This is a genomic window from Isoptericola halotolerans (assembly GCF_003003075.1).
GTDB classification, from domain to species: Bacteria; Actinomycetota; Actinomycetes; order Actinomycetales; family Cellulomonadaceae; genus Isoptericola; species Isoptericola halotolerans_A.
Genome location: NZ_PVTX01000004.1, coordinates 74,649 through 90,797, shown reverse-complemented (window position 1 = coordinate 90,797; position 16,149 = coordinate 74,649). Strand labels below are relative to the sequence as shown.

At 72.6% G+C, this 16,149-nt stretch carries 16 protein-coding genes; 8 read left to right on the top strand and 8 right to left on the bottom strand.

Features of this window, described 5'->3' with window-relative positions:
- Window positions 1-71 precede the first annotated feature (71 nt).
- Window positions 72-536, bottom strand: coding sequence for a hypothetical protein (locus BCL65_RS07330; protein WP_243400868.1), 465 nt, complete (start codon window positions 534-536; stop codon window positions 72-74).
- A 268-nt stretch (window positions 537-804) separates the two neighbouring features.
- Here BCL65_RS07330 and BCL65_RS07325 point away from each other — a divergent pair, with 268 nt between their 5' ends.
- On the top strand, window positions 805-1,128 hold the full coding sequence (locus BCL65_RS07325; protein ID WP_106266628.1) for a DUF4212 domain-containing protein: 324 nt from the start codon (window positions 805-807) through the stop codon (window positions 1,126-1,128).
- Complete coding sequence (locus BCL65_RS07320; protein ID WP_106266626.1) at window positions 1,125-2,795, top strand: sodium:solute symporter family protein; 1,671 nt, start codon at window positions 1,125-1,127, stop codon at window positions 2,793-2,795. The genes BCL65_RS07325 and BCL65_RS07320 overlap by 4 nt, the downstream gene beginning before the upstream one ends.
- A 68-nt stretch (window positions 2,796-2,863) precedes the next feature.
- Here BCL65_RS07320 and hpxO read toward each other — a convergent pair whose 3' ends face one another.
- The 3 genes from hpxO to uraD are packed head-to-tail and all read right to left on the bottom strand — an operon-like array spanning window position 2,864 to window position 4,919.
- The gene (hpxO, locus tag BCL65_RS07315; RefSeq protein WP_106266624.1) at window positions 2,864-4,057 is read right to left on the bottom strand and encodes an FAD-dependent urate hydroxylase HpxO; all 1,194 of its coding nucleotides are present in this window, start codon (window positions 4,055-4,057) and stop codon (window positions 2,864-2,866) included.
- A gap of 5 nt (window positions 4,058-4,062) precedes the next feature.
- A complete protein-coding gene (uraH, locus tag BCL65_RS07310; RefSeq protein ID WP_106266622.1) occupies window positions 4,063-4,398 on the bottom strand; it encodes a hydroxyisourate hydrolase in 336 nt (111 codons plus the stop codon).
- Window positions 4,395-4,919 (bottom strand): 2-oxo-4-hydroxy-4-carboxy-5-ureidoimidazoline decarboxylase, encoded by a 525-nt coding sequence (uraD, locus tag BCL65_RS07305; protein WP_243400869.1) that lies wholly within the window; start codon window positions 4,917-4,919, stop codon window positions 4,395-4,397. The genes uraH and uraD overlap by 4 nt, the downstream gene beginning before the upstream one ends.
- Window positions 4,920-5,050: 131 nt before the next feature.
- On the opposite strand from uraD, the gene BCL65_RS07300 reads away from it, so the two are divergent.
- Genes BCL65_RS07300 through BCL65_RS07275 form a run of 6 tightly spaced genes read left to right on the top strand, consistent with a single transcriptional unit; the run spans window position 5,051 to window position 12,472 of the window.
- Entirely contained in the window at window positions 5,051-5,740 is a 690-nt protein-coding gene (locus BCL65_RS07300; protein WP_165799967.1) for a helix-turn-helix domain-containing protein, read from the top strand.
- A 46-nt stretch (window positions 5,741-5,786) separates the two neighbouring features.
- Entirely contained in the window at window positions 5,787-7,148 is a 1,362-nt protein-coding gene (allB, locus tag BCL65_RS07295) for an allantoinase AllB (RefSeq protein WP_106266940.1), read from the top strand.
- On the top strand, window positions 7,145-8,278 hold the full coding sequence (locus BCL65_RS07290; protein WP_106266616.1) for an acetamidase/formamidase family protein: 1,134 nt from the start codon (window positions 7,145-7,147) through the stop codon (window positions 8,276-8,278). The genes allB and BCL65_RS07290 overlap by 4 nt, the downstream gene beginning before the upstream one ends.
- On the top strand, window positions 8,275-9,912 hold the full coding sequence (locus BCL65_RS07285; RefSeq protein WP_243400874.1) for an AtzH-like domain-containing protein: 1,638 nt from the start codon (window positions 8,275-8,277) through the stop codon (window positions 9,910-9,912). The genes BCL65_RS07290 and BCL65_RS07285 overlap by 4 nt, the downstream gene beginning before the upstream one ends.
- The gene (locus tag BCL65_RS07280; protein ID WP_106266614.1) at window positions 9,909-11,156 is read left to right on the top strand and encodes a pyridoxal-phosphate-dependent aminotransferase family protein; all 1,248 of its coding nucleotides are present in this window, start codon (window positions 9,909-9,911) and stop codon (window positions 11,154-11,156) included. The genes BCL65_RS07285 and BCL65_RS07280 overlap by 4 nt, the downstream gene beginning before the upstream one ends.
- Complete coding sequence (locus tag BCL65_RS07275; protein WP_106266613.1) at window positions 11,156-12,472, top strand: Zn-dependent hydrolase; 1,317 nt, start codon at window positions 11,156-11,158, stop codon at window positions 12,470-12,472. Before BCL65_RS07280 ends, BCL65_RS07275 begins: the two co-directional genes overlap by 1 nt.
- 2 nt (window positions 12,473-12,474) lie before the next feature.
- Here BCL65_RS07275 and BCL65_RS07270 read toward each other — a convergent pair whose 3' ends face one another.
- Genes BCL65_RS07270 through BCL65_RS07255 form a run of 4 tightly spaced genes read right to left on the bottom strand, consistent with a single transcriptional unit; the run spans window position 12,475 to window position 16,048 of the window.
- On the bottom strand, window positions 12,475-13,278 hold the full coding sequence (locus tag BCL65_RS07270; protein ID WP_106266936.1) for an ABC transporter permease: 804 nt from the start codon (window positions 13,276-13,278) through the stop codon (window positions 12,475-12,477).
- The gene (locus tag BCL65_RS07265) at window positions 13,275-14,084 is read right to left on the bottom strand and encodes an ABC transporter permease (protein WP_106266611.1); all 810 of its coding nucleotides are present in this window, start codon (window positions 14,082-14,084) and stop codon (window positions 13,275-13,277) included. The genes BCL65_RS07270 and BCL65_RS07265 overlap by 4 nt, the downstream gene beginning before the upstream one ends.
- Window positions 14,084-14,932, bottom strand: a complete 849-nt coding sequence (locus tag BCL65_RS07260) for an ABC transporter ATP-binding protein (protein ID WP_106266609.1) — start codon at window positions 14,930-14,932, stop codon at window positions 14,084-14,086. Before BCL65_RS07260 ends, BCL65_RS07265 begins: the two co-directional genes overlap by 1 nt.
- Before the next feature lie 6 nt (window positions 14,933-14,938).
- On the bottom strand, window positions 14,939-16,048 hold the full coding sequence (locus BCL65_RS07255; protein ID WP_106266607.1) for an ABC transporter substrate-binding protein: 1,110 nt from the start codon (window positions 16,046-16,048) through the stop codon (window positions 14,939-14,941).
- Between the last annotated feature and the right edge of the window lie 101 nt (window positions 16,049-16,149).

Below are 16,149 nucleotides of genomic sequence, written 5' to 3'. Positions count from 1 at the left end.
CTGGGCTCCTGCCGACAGGGGTGCGTCGGGTCCCGCACCCGCCCCGGGCCCCCCGCTCGGCGGGCGTCCGCTCACGACGACGGCGCGACGGCGGGCGTCCGGACCAGCCGGACGCCGGTGGTCAGGAGGATCACGGCGCCACCGACGGTCATCACCAGCCCGATGCCCGGCATCGCCTGCCCCCAGGCGTCCGTCGCCTCGCTGACCTGCACCAGCCGCAGGAGCTGCCAGCCCGCCACGAAGGCGGCGGTGCCGCCGGCCATGAAGCTGTGCGACAGGGCGACCCAGCGCCGGGGGATCAGGGCGCCCGCGACGGCGATGAAGCCGGCGCACATGGTCAACCAGCCAGGTCCAGCCAGGGCGTTGATGGTCCCGACGGGCGTGATCACCCAGGGCAGCATGCTCCCGACGATGACGGTCAGGGCGCCGACCAGGAGCCCGACGCTGCCGGGGTGCAGGATCTGCTTGCGCGGCTTCCCGGCACGGCCGCCTGCGCGGAGCAGGTTGCCGAGGGGGGTGCTCGTCGTCGAGGCCATGGACCGACTGTAGGCGCGCCCGCCCCTCGGCGACCCCGCGGGTCGGCGAACGGTCCCGTTCGTCCGGCGAGCGGTCCGTCACGCCCCGCGAACGGTCGCCAGGGTGCTTCGCACCGGTCACGGGGCGGGGGGAGCCGCTCGCGGGACGGTCCCCGCCGTCGGGCGGCGAAACCTTGTGAGCAGCACGAACGGTGCGATTCGCTCGACCGGTACGGGGACGTTCTCCGGGCGACGGCGCCCGGGGTGAACGCGATGAAGGGAGCGTCCGATGACCGATAGCGTGCGCGAGAGCTCACCAGATCCTGGGCCGCCGCCGGCGAACGGCTGGCGGCAGGAGTACTGGAAGAAGAACCTCCGGCTGATGGTGGTGCTGCTCAGCATCTGGTTCGTGGTCTCGTTCGTCTGCGGGATCCTGCTGATCGAGCAGCTCAACAACATCGTGATCCTCGGCTTCCCGCTCGGGCTGTGGTTCGCCCAGCAGGGCTCGATCTACACCTTCATCATCCTGATCCTGGTGTACACGCTGCGCATGGACCGGCTCGACGACGAGTACGGCGTCGCCGAGCGCGACGGAGAGGGGAATCGGCTGTGAGCGAGATCCAGGTCTGGTCCCTCGTCTTCGTCGGGCTGTCGTTCGCGATCTACCTCTCCATCGCGTGGCGCAGCCGCGTCAAGGAGACCAAGGGTTTCTACGTGGCCGGCCAGGGCATCCCGGCCGTCGCCAACGGTGCGGCCGTCGCGGCGGACTGGATGTCCGCGGCGTCGTTCATCTCCATGGCAGGGCTCATCGCCTTCATGGGGTCGGACGGCTCGGTCTACCTCATGGGCTGGACCGGCGGCTACGTGCTGCTGGCCCTGCTGCTGGCGCCCTACCTGCGCAAGTGGGGCAAGTTCACCGTGCCGGAGTTCGTCGGTGACCGGTACTCGGAGTACGTGCGGCTCATCGCCGCGGTCGCCGCGATCATCGTGTCCTTCACGTACGTGGTCGGGCAGATGCGCGGTGGCGGCATCGTCTTCAGCCGCTTCCTCAACCTGTCCATCGAGGGCGGCGTGGCCGTCGCCGCGGCCATCATCTTCCTGTACGCGGTGCTGGGTGGCATGAAGGGCATCACCTGGACCCAGGTGGCCCAGTACACCGTGATGATCGTCGCCTACCTCATCCCGGCGTGGACCATCGCGCAGAAGATGACGGGCTTCCCCGTGCCACAGGTGACGTTCGGCCAGATCCTCGCCGAGCTCGACGCGCTGAGCGAGCAGTTCGGGCTGTCGCAGTACACCGACGCGTTCGCCGCCCGGCCGCAGCTCGACGTGTTCCTCGTGACGATGTCGCTGATGATCGGCACCGCCGGCCTGCCGCACGTGATCATCCGGTTCTACACGACCAGGTCGGTGCGCGGGGCGCGCTTCTCCGCGTTCTGGGCGCTTCTCTTCATCGGTCTGCTGTACACCACGGCACCGGCCGTGGGCGCGTTCACCAAGCTCAACCTCATGCAGTCGGTCGACGGCGTGGCCGTCGCCTCCCTGCCTGCCTGGGTGAACAACTGGGCCGCGACCGGCCTGGTCACCGTCTCCGACAGCGCGTCGACGATCACCTCGCTGAGCAACGACCCGGAGTCGGGTGCCGACCTCATCGTCAACAACGACATCCTCGTGCTGGCCACGCCGGAGATCGCCGGGCTGCCCGCGCCGATCGTCGGACTGGTCGCCGCCGGTGGCCTGGCGGCCGCGATGTCGACGGCGGCCGGCCTGCTGCTGGTCATCTCGTCCTCCGTCTCGCACGACCTCTACTTCCGGGTCGTCAAGAAGGAGGCCTCGGAGTCGCGGCGCCTGCTCGTGGGCCGCATCGCCATGGGGCTCGCCGTCGTGGTCGCCATCTACGGCGGCATCAACCCGCCGGCGTACGTGGCCCAGGTGGTCGCCTTCGCGTTCGGACTGGCCGCGTCGACGTTCTTCCCGATCCTCGTGCTGGGGATCTTCTGGAAGCGTGCCAACGCGATCGGTGCCGCGTCCGGCATGATCTCCGGCCTGGTGTTCACCGCGTCGTACATGATCTACACGCTCGACGTGTTCGGGACGTCGGCGCACGAGCACGTCTTCGGCATCTCGCCCGAGGGCATCGGTGCGATCGGTGCGCTGGTGAACATCATCGTCACCGTGGTGGTGTCGAAGCTCACCGCGCCACCGTCGGAGCACGTCCAGGAGATGGTCGAGGGCATCCGCTACCCGGCCGCGCGGGTGGAGGCGCCTGCTCCCGAGTAGTCCCGGTGACGGACGGGGCTCCCCGCTCCGCAGGGAACCCCGTCCGTCCCGTCCGGGACCGGTGGGTGTCAGAGGGTGCCGACGCCCAGGTTGACCGGGCTGCCGGTGATGTTCCCGATGATGCCGCGGAGGATGCCGGTGCCGTCGGTGCCGCGCAGGCTCTCGTACCAGCTCGCGGTCCGGGCGGGGTCGTAGCCGTGGGTCTCGTGGCCGCGGGCGCGAGCCCGCTGCACCAGGTCGGCGGCCCGTTCGGTGCGGCTGCGCTCGTAGCGTCGCAGGGAGTCCTCGACGCTCACGGTGTTCGTGGCGAGGCTGATGGCGAGCGCGAAGGTGTCCTCGAGGGCCAGGCAGGCACCCTGGCCGATGTCGGGGGCGGTGTTGTGCGCGGCGTCGCCGAGCAGCGCGACGCGGCCGCGGACCCACGTGTGGAACGGGTCGATGTCCCAGATCTCGACCCGGTTGAGCGACCGTTCGGGCTCGATCGCCGCGAGGAGGGCCTGCACGCCGGGGGCCCAGTGCCCGAACGCGTCCACGAGCGGGCTCGTGCCGTCGGCGGGTCCGTACGGCAGCCCGGACGGTTGCGGCACGTCGAACCAGAAGTAGAAGCGATCGTCGGCCACGGGCATCACGGCGGCACGCTTGCCCTCGGCGACGTACGTCGTCCACTGGTTCGGCGGGCCGACGGCGGCGTCCGCCGCGATCAGGCCGTTGTAGTTGGTGTAGCCCGAGTACGTGCGCCGGGGACGCGCCCCGCCGTCGGTCGCGGCGGTGACGTGGTCGCGGACCACGGACCGGGCACCGTCCGCGCCGAGGAGCAGGTCGGCGGTATCGGTGGAGCCGTCCGCGAACGTCGCGGTGACCTGCTCGCCGTCGTCGGCGACCGCCACCAGCTGCTTGCCCAGGTGGATGTTCTCGGTGCCGAACGTCTCCATGAGCAGCTGCTGCAGGTCGGCCCTCGCCACGGGGTAGGGCCGCTGCCCCGTGGCCTCGGTGACCGGGGCCAGGCTGAACCGGCACAGGGTCTCGCCGGACGGCCCGTCCAGGTACGCCATGTCGTCCATGGCGCCTCCGAGCGCGGCGACCTGGCCGCCCACACCGAGCCAGTTGAGCACCTTGACACCGTTGGACCACAGCGACAGCGCCGCGCCGACCGGCTTGTTCTCGCGCATGCGGTCGTGCACGACGACGTCGTGGCCGAGCCGCTGCAGGGCGATGCCTGCGCTCGTCCCGGCGACGCCGGCCCCGATGACGATGATCTTCACGGTGGTCAGCTCCCGCGATAGGTGGAGTAGGCGAAGGGGCTCAGCAGCAGCGGCACGTGGTGGTGCCGGCTCGTGCCGTCGTCGGCGACCGCGACGACGAACGTGACGGTCACCTCGGGGTAGAACGTCTCCACGTCGCGCTCGGCGAAGTACGGGCCGGTGGCGAAGGTCAGCGTGTAGCGCCCGGCCGGCAGCGGCTCGGGGCCGAGCCCCGTGCGGCCGTCGGCGTCCGTCGTGGCGTGCGCGAGGTGCTGTCCGCCGGAGTCGGTCAGCACGACCTCGACGCCGGACGCCGGGACCCCGGCGGTCGTGTCCAGCACGTGGGTGGTCAGGTGGCTCACGGGTGCTCCTCGGAGGCTTCGGGGGTGTCGCTGACGGTGGCCCGCAGGCGCAGCAGGGCGATCTGGGCGAGCTGGTCGCAGGCCTCGGCCACCTCGGTGGGCTCGTCGTTCTCGAGCCGGCGGGTGAGCTCGGCGAGCATCTCGGCCGGCGTGCGGCCTGCGGCCCGGACGAGGAAGACCCTCCCGAACCGCTTCTCGTAGGCCCGGTTGCCGGCGGCCATCCGCGACTCGACGTCCGTGCCGGCGTGAGCCATGCTCGCCTGCTCACGGCGGGACGCCGCGGCCTCCGCGCCGGTCCCGGCAGGCTTCTCGCCGATGCGCGGGTGGTGGGCCAGGGCTGCGTCGAGCTCGGTCCGGCCCCACCGGGCGGCGAGCTCCTCGGCGTGCGCGGCCAGCGCGCGGACCGAACCGTACGGGCGGCCCGCGACCACGGCGTCGACCCAGGTGGGCACGGCTGCCCACACGGCCACGTCGGACCGGGCTGCCGTGGCCGTCAGGTGGTCGAACTCGTCGATGTGCACACTGCTCCTCTCGTCGGGTGCGGGCGACGGCCTCATTGAAGCCGGGGCGATCACGCGGGAGGTGACATCCGTGTCACCATCTCGTGAAGTGGTCACTGACGGCGCGGGCCATGCCTACGATGTCGGCACCCGTGACGACTGGAGGCCACGTGGACGACCCGCCCCTGCCGAGACAGATCGGTGCCCGGTTGCGCGCGTTGCGCACCGCGTCCGGCCGGTCCCTGGCCTCGGTGGCCCAGGAGCTGGGCATCTCCTCGAGCGCGCTGTCCCAGATCGAGACCGGGGTGATGAAGCCGTCGGTCTCGCGCCTCGTCGAGCTGGTCGGCGTGCTGGGGGTGCCGATGTCGGCCATCTTCGACGACGTCGAGGTGGTCGTGGGGCGACCCGACGACGACGGTGCGCAGGTGGCCGAGCCGTTTCCCGGGGTGCTCGTCGCGCACGGCGAGGACACGACCCCGGCCCAGCTGGAGCAGGGGGTCACGTATCGCAGGCTCTCGCCGGCGCCGCTGCGGGGAGTGACCTGGTTCGAGTCGACGTACCCGCCCGGCTCGTCGTCGAGCGCCGACGGTTCGATGCTGGTGCACGCGGGGTACGAGAGCGGTCACGTCGTGGCCGGGGAGCTCGTGTTCGAGTTCACCGACGGTGCGGTGCGCCTCGGTCCGGGGGGCTCGCTGTCGTTCGCCGCCACCCGCCCGCACCGGGTCGTCAACGACACCGGGGTGGTGGCGGTCGCGCTCTGGCTCACGGTCGAGGCCTCTCCCGGGGGTGCAGGGCCTGCGGTGTTACCGGCTCGAAACCCGGACGCCGAAGTTAAGCAATAACTTCACGGCACGATGTGGCCCTATGAACGTCGCCACGAACGCTGCCATGACCGGACCTCGTCAGGTCGTCCGCGCCGAGAGGGCCTTCGTCGGCGGTGCGTTCCGGCCCGCGGCGGTGGTCGTGGAGGACGGTCGGATCGTCGACGTGCTCTCCGAGGAGGCCGCCGTGCCGGGTGCGCACGAGCTCCGCGTGCCCGGCGACGCCGTGCTGCTGCCGGGGCTCGTCGACTCCCACGTGCACGTCAACGACCCGGGCCGCACGGAGTGGGAGGGGTTCGGGACGGCCACCGCCGCCGCGGCCGCCGGTGGTGTCACCACGATCGTCGACATGCCGCTCAACTCGCTGCCGCCCACCACGACGGTCGCGGCGCTCGCGACCAAGCAGGCCGTGGCGGCTCCCGCCGCGCTCGTCGACGTCGGCTTCTGGGGCGGCGCCGTCCCCGAGAACCTCGGCTCGCTCACCGGGCTGCACGAGGCCGGGGTCTACGGGTTCAAGAGCTTCCTCGCCCCGTCCGGCGTGGCGGAGTTCGGGCACCTCGACCTCGCAGCGCTCGACGCGGCCATGGCCGAGGTCGCGCGCCTCGGCTCGCGACTCATCGTGCACGCCGAGGATCCGGCCCTGATCCACGGCGACGGCGCGCTCGGCCGCGCCTACGACGGGTTCCTGCGCTCCCGGCCCCCGGCGAGCGAGGCCGCCGCCGTCGCGGCCGTCGTCGCCGCCGCCCGCCGCCACGGTGCCCGCGCGCACATCCTGCACCTCAGCGACGGGGGGTCCCTGCCCGCGATCCGCGCCGCCCGGGCCGACGGCGTGGACCTCACCGTGGAGACCTGCCCGCACTACCTCACCCTGACGGCCGAGGAGATCCCCGACGGCGCCTCCGAGTTCAAGTGCTGCCCGCCGATCCGCGACACCGCCAACCGCGACCTGTTGTGGGCGGGTCTTCTGGACGGGACCATCGACGCCGTCGTCTCCGACCACTCGCCCTCCACCGTGGAGCGCAAGCAGGCCGGCGGCGGTGACTTCGGGCTCGCCTGGGGCGGGATCTCCGGTCTCCAGGTCGGGTTGTCGGCCGTGTGGACCGAGGCCCGCACCCGCGGCATCGACCTGGAGACCGTGGTGCCCTGGTTCACCACCGGGCCTGCGGGCGTCGCGGGGCTCGAGGGCCTCGGAGCGATCGTGCCCGGGGCGCCCGCCCACCTGACCGAGCTCGGCGTCGACGACCGGTTCGTCGTCGACGCGCGCGCCCTGCTGCACAAGAACCCGATCACCGCCTACGACGGCCGGGCGCTGCGCGGCCGCGTCCGCCGCACGTGGCTGCGCGGGCAGCAGGTGTACTCCGACGCGCACGGCGTCACCGGCCCGCCGGCCGGACGGCTGCTCACCGCGCGGACGGGAGTCGCGGCATGACGACACCGATCCTGCAGCCCGGCCACGGCGAGCGGCCCGGCGACCACTACCTGCCCGCCACACCCCGCACGGTGACCTGGGGACGACTGCCCTGCGCGGCCGACGCCCCCGTCCTGACGATCCTGCCCGGCGAGTCGGTCTGTCTCGACACCGTGAGCCACGAGGGCCTCCTCGAGGACCAGGGCAAGGATCCACGCGCCTACTTCGCCGCCCACGGCGTGCCGCCGGAGGCCGTGCTGGACGACGCCGTCACGATCGCCACCGAGCTCGCCCGCGACCCGGACCGAGACGGCCCGCACCTCGTCACCGGCCCCGTCCACGTCACCGGCGCGCGGCCCGGCGACCTGCTGCGCATCACCGTCGAACGTCTCGCACCCCGGGTGCCGTACGGCGTCGTCTCCAACCGGCACGGCAAGGGGGCGCTCGCGGGCGAGCTGCCGCGCGGGGCAGGCAACGTCAGCGTGTTCTGTCCCGTCGCCGCGCGCGACGGACGGCTCGTCGGCACGCTGCCCGTGACCGAGGGCGGCTCGCGGGACGTCGAGTTCCCCCTCGCGCCGTTCCTGGGGATCATGGGCGTCGCCGTGCCCGGCGACGAACGGCCGCACTCCGTGCCGCCCGGCCTGCACGGCGGCAACATCGACATCAACCTGCTCGTCGAGGGCGCCGAGCTTTACCTGCCGGTGCAGGTCGACGGCGCGCTCGTCTACGTCGGCGACCCGCACTTCGCCCAGGGCGACGGCGAGGTGGCGCTCACCGCGCTCGAGGCGTCGCTGCGCGCGACGCTGCGGTTCGACGTCGTCCCGCGGGCGGAGGCGCTCGCGGAGTTCGGTGAGGTCACCGGGCCGCTGGCGCGCGCCGGCGGCTACCTCGTGCCCACCGGGCTCGACGAGGACCTCGACGAGGCGATGCGCCGGGCCGTGCGTGCCGCCATCGCGCTGCTACGGGCGCGGTGGGGCCTCGACGAGCACCTGGCCTACGCGTATCTCAGCGCGGCGACCGACTTCGACATCTCCCAGGTGGTCGACGTCGTCTGCGGTGTCCACGCCCGCATCCGCGAGTCCGACTTCGACGGCGTGCCCGTCGGCGATGCCGACCGCTCCGGAGACCCGAGCGACGGGAGCGGGGCGTGAACGGCACCATGGGCGCCGACGCCGTGCCGGCCGACCTGTTCGCGGCGTTCACGCGCTACGAGGCGGCGGTCGTCGCGAACGACCTCGACCACCTCGGCGCCGCCTTCGCCCCCGGGGAGGCCACGATGCGCGGCGACGGCGCCGGGCTGCTCGTGGGCCATGCGGCGATCTCCGCGTTCCGCGGCACCCGTGGGGGAGTGCCGCCACGACACATCGAGCGCATCGAGTACCGCGAGCTGGGGCCCGACGTCGCCCTGCTGGTCTCCGTGTCGCGCTACGACGCCGGCGGCACCGGCCTGCAGACGCAGGTGTGGGAGCGCACGGACGGCTCCTGGCGCATCACGGCCGCGCACGTCACCCCACGGGCGGCGGCGCTCGACCGGCGGATCTGGCGCACCGTCGGCGACCCGCTCGTCCCCGGCGCGTCGGACGGCCCGCTGGCCGGACTGACCGTGGCGGTCAAGGACCTCTTCGCGATCGCGGGCCACCCCGTCGGCGCCGGCAACCCCACCTACCTGGACGGCCGCCGCCCGGAGACCTCGACGGCTCCTGCGGTCAGCGACCTGCTGCGCGGCGGCGCGGTGGTGCGCGGCATCGCGCGGACCGACGAGTTCGCGTACTCGATCGCCGGCGACAACACCCACTACGGCACCCCGCCCCATGGTGCGCTGCCCGGTGCGCTGCCCGGTGGCTCCTCCAGCGGGCCGGCAGCCGCCGTCGCGACCGGCCAGGCCGAGATCGGCCTGGCCACCGACACCGCGGGATCGGTGCGGGTACCGGCGTCCTACCAGGGCCTGTGGGGGCTGCGCACGACGCACGGCCTGGTGCCACGCCAGGGGCTGCTCCCGCTGGCGCCGTCGTTCGACACCGTCGGCTGGCTCACCCGCGACGGCGATGCGCTGCAGCGGGTCGTCGACTGGTGCCTGGGCGATGCCGGAGCGCGGGCCGCCGAGAGCGTGGACGGCGACTCCGGCCACGACCTGCCGTGGCGGTTCGTCGTGCCCACCGACCTGCTCGCGCTGGCGGAGCCGGAGACCCGCGCGGCGTTCGAGCAGATGCTCGACACGCTCGCGCAGACCGCCGAGCCGCCGCAGCTCGGCACCGTCTCGATCGGGGACCCCGACGCCTACCTGACGGCCTTCCGCACCGTCCAGGGAGCCGAGGCGTGGAGTCACCACGGCCCGTGGATCCAGGAGCACCCGGGGGCGCTCGGACCCGCCGTGGCCGAACGGTTCCGTGCCGCCGCCCGGATCACGGCCGAGGACGAGGCCGATGCCCGGGCGGCCCTGACGCCCCGGGGCGACCTGCTGCGCGGGATCGTCGAGGACGCGGTCCTCCTCCTGCCCACCGTGCCGGGCCCGGCGCCGTCGCGTGCCGGCGGCGGCGACCAGGTCGATGCCGTCCGCGCCGCGACCCTGCGCCTGACCACTCCGGCGGCCGTCGCCGGCCTGCCGGCCCTGTCCGTCCCCCTGCTCACCGTCATCTCGCCGCTCGGCGCCGTCCCCGTGGGCGTGAGTCTCGTCGCGCGTGCGGGGGCCGACGTCGCCCTCGTCCGCCTGGCCCGTCGCCTCGCCCGCGCCCTCGGCCCCGCCACGGACACCACCACCACCACGACCGGAGGTCTCCCCGCATGACCGGTACCAGCGTGCCCGGATCGAGTCTGCCCGGGCCGATCGATCCCCCGACCCGTCTCCTCATGGGGCCCGGGCCGGTGTCCGCCTACCCCAGCGTGCTGCGCGCGATGTCGGCGCCGCTGGTCGGCCAGTACGACCCGTTCATGACCGCGTCGATGGCCGAGACGCAGGAGCTGTACCGCCAGGTGTGGGGCACGACGAACGACGCCACCGTGCTCGTCGACGGCACCTCGCGCGCCGGGATCGAGGCCGCCGTCGTCTCGCTGGTGCGTCCGGGGGACCGGGTGCTCGTGCCGGTGTTCGGCCGTTTCGGGCTGCTGCTCGCCGAGGTCGCCGAGCGCGCGATGGCCGAGGTGCACACCATCGAGGTGCCGTGGGGGCAGGTGTTCCCCGTCTCGATGATCGAGGAGGCGATCCGGCGTGTCCGCCCGACGCTGCTCGCGCTCGTCCAGGGCGACACGTCGACCACGATGAACCAGCCGCTCGACGAGATCGGGGCGCTGTGCGCCCGGCACGGCGTGCTGTTCTACTCCGACGCGACCGCTTCCCTGGGCGGTAACCCGTTCGAGGCGGACGCGTGGGGGCTCGACGCCGCCACGGCCGGCCTGCAGAAGTGCCTCGGTGGGCCCTCGGGCTCCGCGCCGATCACGCTGTCGCCGCGGGCCGTGGAGGTCGTGCAGTCGCGCAAGCGCGTCGAGGCCGGCATCCGCGAGGAGGGCGACCCGGACGCGACCGACTTCGTGCGGTCCAACTACTTCGACCTCGGCATGATCCTCGACTACTGGGGCCCGCGCCGCCTCAACCACCACACCGAGGCCACCTCCATGCTGTACGCGGCACGCGAGTGCGCCCGGGTCGTCGTCGGCGAGGGGCGTGACGCCGTCGTCGAGCGGCACCGGCTCGCCGGCGACGCGATGCTCGCCGGCGTGCGAGGCCTCGGGCTGGACGTGTTCGGCGACGTCGCGCACAAGATGCACAACGTCGTCGCCGTCGAGATCCCCGAGGGTGTGCCGGGCGACGCCGCCCGCGCGGCGATGCTGACCGACTTCGGCATCGAGATCGGCACGTCGTTCGGCCCGCTGCACGGGCGGGTGTGGCGCATCGGCACCATGGGCTACAACGCCCGCCAGGCCGCGGTCCTGACCACGCTGGCCGCGCTCGAGGTGGTGCTGCGCAGGTTCGGGTGCACCGTGCCCGCCGGGGGCGGGACCGAGGCTGCCGCCGACGTCTACCGGGGGGCGTGATGGCCGCGCTGCTGCGGACCGACCCGGGCGCCGTCGCCGCCGCCGCCCGGCGGGTCATGGACCGCTGCGACGAGCTGGCACGGGTGACCGCCACGGACGACGGCATCGAACGTGTCTACCTCTCCGAGGAGCACGCCCGCGTGAACCGGCTCGCCGCGCAGTGGATGCGCGAGGTCGGCATGACCACGCGCCAGGATGCCGCCGGCAACCAGGTCGGGCGGCTGGACCGCGTCACCCCGTCCGGGACACCGGATCCCGACGTGCCCGCGCTGATGCTCGGCTCGCACCTCGACACCGTGCCCGACGCCGGGCGGTACGACGGGATCGTCGGCGTGCTCATGGGGCTGGAGGTCGTGCGCATGCTGCGCGCGCCCTGCCCCGACGGGACGGGTTGGCGGTCCCCGCTGCCGTTCGCGCTCGAGGTCGTGGCCTTCTCGGACGAGGAGGGCACCCGCTTCGGCAAGGCGTTGCTCGGGTCGTCCGCCGTCGCGGGGACCTGGGACCCCGACTGGTGGTCGTTGACGGACGACGACGGCGTCACGCTGCACGAGGCGTTCGTCGGGTTCGGCCTCGACCCGGCCCGCGTCGGGGAGGCGGCGCGCCGCCCCGAGGAGCTCGCCGGCTACCTCGAGGCCCACATCGAGCAGGGACCGGAGCTCGACGAACGCGGCGAGTCCCTCGCCGTCGTGTCCTCGATCGCGTCGGCACGGCGGTTCCAGCTCGTCGTGGAAGGGGAAGCGCGCCATGCCGGCGGCACGCCGTACGACCGCCGTCGCGACGCCCTGCTGGGAGCCAGCGAGGCCGCCCTGGCGGTCGAACGGATCTGCCGCGCCGAGCACCACATGATCGGCACCGTCGGACAGCTCGAGACCTACCCGGGCGCCGTGAACGTGGTCCCCGGTGAGGCGCACCTCAGCCTCGACCTGCGCGGCGAGCTCGACGGCGATCGGGACCGTGTGTGGGGCGCGATCGAGCGCGAGCTCGACACGATCATGGGACGCCGCGGTCTGCGCTGGCGGGCCCGCGAGATCCACAGCGCCCCCGCGGTGTTCTGCGCGCCCCTGCTGCAGGACGTCGTGCGCGAGGGCATCGTCTCCACGCTGGACCGTGGCGTCGACGGCCCGGCCACGATCTTCAGCCGAGCCGGCCACGACGCCATGGCCCTGGGCGCGGTGGCCGACGTCGGCATGCTGTTCCTGCGCAACCCCGACGGCATCAGTCACCACCCGGACGAGGACGTCTCCGCCGCGGACGTCGCCTCCGGCACCCGGGCGCTCGCCGAGGCGGTGCTGCAGCTCGCGGCCGCCCGCGGCTGAGGTCAGCGCTGCGCCGTCGTCATCGCCATCCGGGAGAGCACCACGTTCTCGATGACCTGGACCAGGTTGTAGAGCAGCAGCGTCACGATGGTGATGAGCGCGACGGAGGCCCACAGGTCGTCGAAGCGGGCGGACGCCGTGAACTTCACGATGGACCCGCCGATGCCGGTGCCGGTGGACAGCCACTCGGCGAGCAGCGCACCGGTGACCGCTCCCGGGACGGAGACGCGCGCCGCAGCGAACAGCGACGGCAGCGCGCCGGGGACGTTGACCTTGCGCATCGCGGTCAGGCGGGTGCCGCCGTAGACGTGCACCAGGTCGAGACTCTGACCGCTCGCCCGGTCGAGCCCGAAGAGGATCGACGCGAGGGCGGGGAACAGCACGACGATGGAGCCGATGACGGCGACCGAGGCCTGGGTCCCGCGGCCCGTGATGAGGATGATCACCGGCGCGATGGAGACGAGGGGGATCGCGCGCAGCAGGAGCGCCAGGGGCATCACGCCCGCCTCGACCGTGCGGGACAGCGAGAACGTCACGGCGAGCACGCCCGCGACCCCCATGCCCACGACGAAGCCGAGGGCGGCGTCCTGCAGGGTGCGCACCAGCAGGGGCGTCAGGTCGGCCCGGTTCGCCGCGGCGTCCTCGCCCGCCACGAGGAACTCCCACACCTGCGCCGGTCCCTTGGCGACGTAGGGCGACATCCCCGTGAGGTTCACGACGGCCCACCAGAGGGACAGGACGATCGCGAAGGTCAGCAGGGCGTTGACGACGGCGCGGCCGACGGGGCGCCAGGACACGGCGCTCATGAGGTGCTCCGTCCCGCCACCCACGGGGTGGCCAGTCGTGAGATCAGGCCGACGATGCCGTAGCCGACGAGGGCGACGGCGGCGGTGAGCAGGAACACGGCCCACACGCGGGGCGAGTCGAGCTCGCCCTGGAGCCGGATCAGCGTGATGCCGACTCCCTGGTCGATCCCACCCATGTACTCCCCGAGCACCGCGCCCAGGAACGCCGAGGGGACGGCGATCTGCAGAGCGTTGAGGATCGCGGGGGTCGCGGCGACGAGCCGTACCTTGCGCAGCTGGGTGAACCGGGTGCCGCCGTACACCCGCACGACGTCGAGGCTCGCGGAGTCCGCGGACTTGAAGCCGAGCAGCGCGCCGACGACCGTGGTGAAGAACACGGCGAGCGCGGCGAGGAAGATCGCCGTCGCGCTGGGTTCGCCGGGCCGCGGTGCCCCGCCGAGGACGACGATCGCGATGCCGCCGACGGCCACGACCGGCAGGCAGTAGCTGACCACGGCGATCTGGGTGACCACGGTCTCGATGCGAGGCGCCAGCAGCACGGTCGCGGCGAGCAGCAGCGCGACGCCGTTGCCCCACGCGAAGCCGATGAGCGCCTCGGTGATCGTCACCGAGAACACCCCGCGGTAGGCAGCCAGGCCGTCGTCGGCGATCGTGGCGAACACGACCCACGGCGAGGGGACCGGCGTGAACGTGGTCCCGGGCGGGGGCTGGAAGATCGTGGCGGAGAAGACCCACCAGGCGCCGATCAGGGCGACGGCGCCGATGAGACCGGCGAGCCAGCCGGGGATGCGGGTGCGTTGTGGCATCAGACCTCCGCAGCAGCGCCGCGTGTGCCGAACAGGATCTCGGACGCCCGGTCGACGAGCGCGTGGAACTCGGGGGTCCGCATCATCTCGGGCGTGCGGGGGCGGGGGAGGTCCACCTCGATGATCTCCTTGATGCGCCCGGGGCGGGCCGACATGACCGCGACCCGGTCCGAGAGGAAGATCGCCTCGGAGATGCCGTGCGTGACCAGGAGTGTGGTGGCCGGTTTCTCGGTCCAGATGCGCAGCAGCTCGAGGTTGAGGCTCTGCCGTGTCATGTCGTCCAGCGCGCCGAAGGGCTCGTCGAGCAGCAGCACCGACGGTTTGAGCGCGAGGGCGCGGGCGATGGACACCCGCTGGCGCATGCCGCCGGAGAGCTGGGCCGGCTTGGCCTTCTCGAAGCCGGTCAGCCCGACGAGCTGGACGAGCTCGTCGACGTAGGCCTTGTCGACCGTGCGGCCCGCGATCTCGAAGACGAGGCGGATGTTGGTCAGCACGCTGCGCCAGGGCAGCAGCGCGTGGTCCTGGAAGGCGATGCCGAGCTCGCTGTCCCGCCGCAGCTGTGCCGGGGTCTTGCCGTCGACGAACACCTCGCCGGACGTCGGGTGCTCGAGGTCGGCGAGCACCCGCAGGATCGTCGACTTGCCGCACCCGGACGGCCCGAGGAGCGCGAGGAACGAGCCCTTCTCGGTGTGCAGGTGGGCGTCCTGCAGTGCGGTCACGGCCTGGCGGCGACCGGTGCGGAACGTCTTGGTCAGGCCGTCGATGTGGATGCCCGTGCCCCCCGGGGCTGCCGCAGGCTCCTGCGGCAGCCCCGGGGAGAGGGCGCTCGACGTGGTGTCGTGGCTCATGGTTCCCTACGGGAGGTAGTCGACGAGGTCGGGCTGCTCGGCGTAGATCTCGTCGATGATGGAGGTGTCGAAGAGCTCGTCGGTGCTCACGTCCCACCCGGCGGCGGCGAGCGAGTCGACCGTCTCCTGCTGGAGCTCCTCGGAGATGGTGAACAGGCCGTTCGCCTCGGTCTCGGAGGTGGAGATGAGCTCCTTCTCGGCCTCCAGGCCCATCGCCGTCTTCTCGGGGTCGAGGGCACCGAAGACGGCCTCCAGGCCGTCCTCGGACTCGCTGGCCGCGGCGCTGTAGTACTTCTCGACGAGCGCGACGGTGTCGTCGGCCGGCTCGGTGAACACGTCCGTCCACCCCTTGATCTCGGCGGTCAGGAACGCCTTGAGCAGATCGCGGTTCTCGGCCAGGTACTGGTCGGTGACGCTGAAGGTCTCGGCGACGTACGGCACGCCGTTCTCGGCGTAGGCGAGGTTGGTGACGTCGTAGCCGGCGAGCTCGACGGTCAGGGCCTCGTTGGTGAGGTAGGCCATGAACCCGTCGACCTCCTCGTTCATCAGGGGCGTCGGGTCGAAGTCGACGGGGACGACCGTGACCTCGCTCTCGTCGATGTCGTTGGCCTTCAGCAGCGCGGCGAACACCGAGGCGTTGGAGTCCTGCACGCCGATGGTCTTGCCCACCATGTCTTCCGGGGAGGAGATGTCGGCACCCTCGGCCAGCGACAGGATCGTGAAGGGGTTCTTCTGGAACGTGGCACCGATGATCTTCAGCGGCGCTTCCTGCTCGGCGATCGCGGCGCCGATGGAGGCGGCGTCGCTGAGAGCCACCTCGACCGTGCCGGAGAGGAGCTTGGCGACGCCGGTGTCCGGGCCGGAGATCCCCACGACCTCGTCGAAGCCGGCCTCGTCGTAGTAGCCGTTCTCGTCGGCGTAGAACTCGCCGGCGAACTCCTCGTTCTTGATCCAGGAGTACTGGACGCTGATCTCGCCGTACGACGCGTCGTCGCCCTCGGCGGTGGACGCGGCCGGCTCCTCGCCGGCGCAGGCGCCGAGCGTGAGGGCGCCGACGGCGATCGCGGCGACGGCACCGGCTCGGGCACGTCGCGCAGGGGTGCTGTGAACTGCCATGGGGTGGAACTCCGCTCGACCTCGACCGACAGGGACGAACGGCAACGTAGCCAGCCGACGTTTCGCCCCGAGCGTGACGGCGTTACCGGTCGGTTAAGCGA

Coding starts and splice junctions, on each gene's coding strand:
- BCL65_RS07330 (WP_243400868.1), bottom strand. CDS start 536: ATGGCCTCGACGACGAGCACCCCCCTCGGCAACCTGCTCCGCGCAGGC.
- BCL65_RS07325 (WP_106266628.1), top strand. CDS start 805: ATGACCGATAGCGTGCGCGAGAGCTCACCAGATCCTGGGCCGCCGCCG.
- allB (WP_106266940.1), top strand. CDS start 5,787: ATGACCGGACCTCGTCAGGTCGTCCGCGCCGAGAGGGCCTTCGTCGGC.
- BCL65_RS07290 (WP_106266616.1), top strand. CDS start 7,145: ATGACGACACCGATCCTGCAGCCCGGCCACGGCGAGCGGCCCGGCGAC.
- BCL65_RS07280 (WP_106266614.1), top strand. CDS start 9,909: ATGACCGGTACCAGCGTGCCCGGATCGAGTCTGCCCGGGCCGATCGAT.
- BCL65_RS07275 (WP_106266613.1), top strand. CDS start 11,156: ATGGCCGCGCTGCTGCGGACCGACCCGGGCGCCGTCGCCGCCGCCGCC.
- BCL65_RS07270 (WP_106266936.1), bottom strand. CDS start 13,278: ATGAGCGCCGTGTCCTGGCGCCCCGTCGGCCGCGCCGTCGTCAACGCC.
- BCL65_RS07265 (WP_106266611.1), bottom strand. CDS start 14,084: ATGCCACAACGCACCCGCATCCCCGGCTGGCTCGCCGGTCTCATCGGC.
- BCL65_RS07260 (WP_106266609.1), bottom strand. CDS start 14,932: ATGAGCCACGACACCACGTCGAGCGCCCTCTCCCCGGGGCTGCCGCAG.
- BCL65_RS07255 (WP_106266607.1), bottom strand. CDS start 16,048: ATGGCAGTTCACAGCACCCCTGCGCGACGTGCCCGAGCCGGTGCCGTC.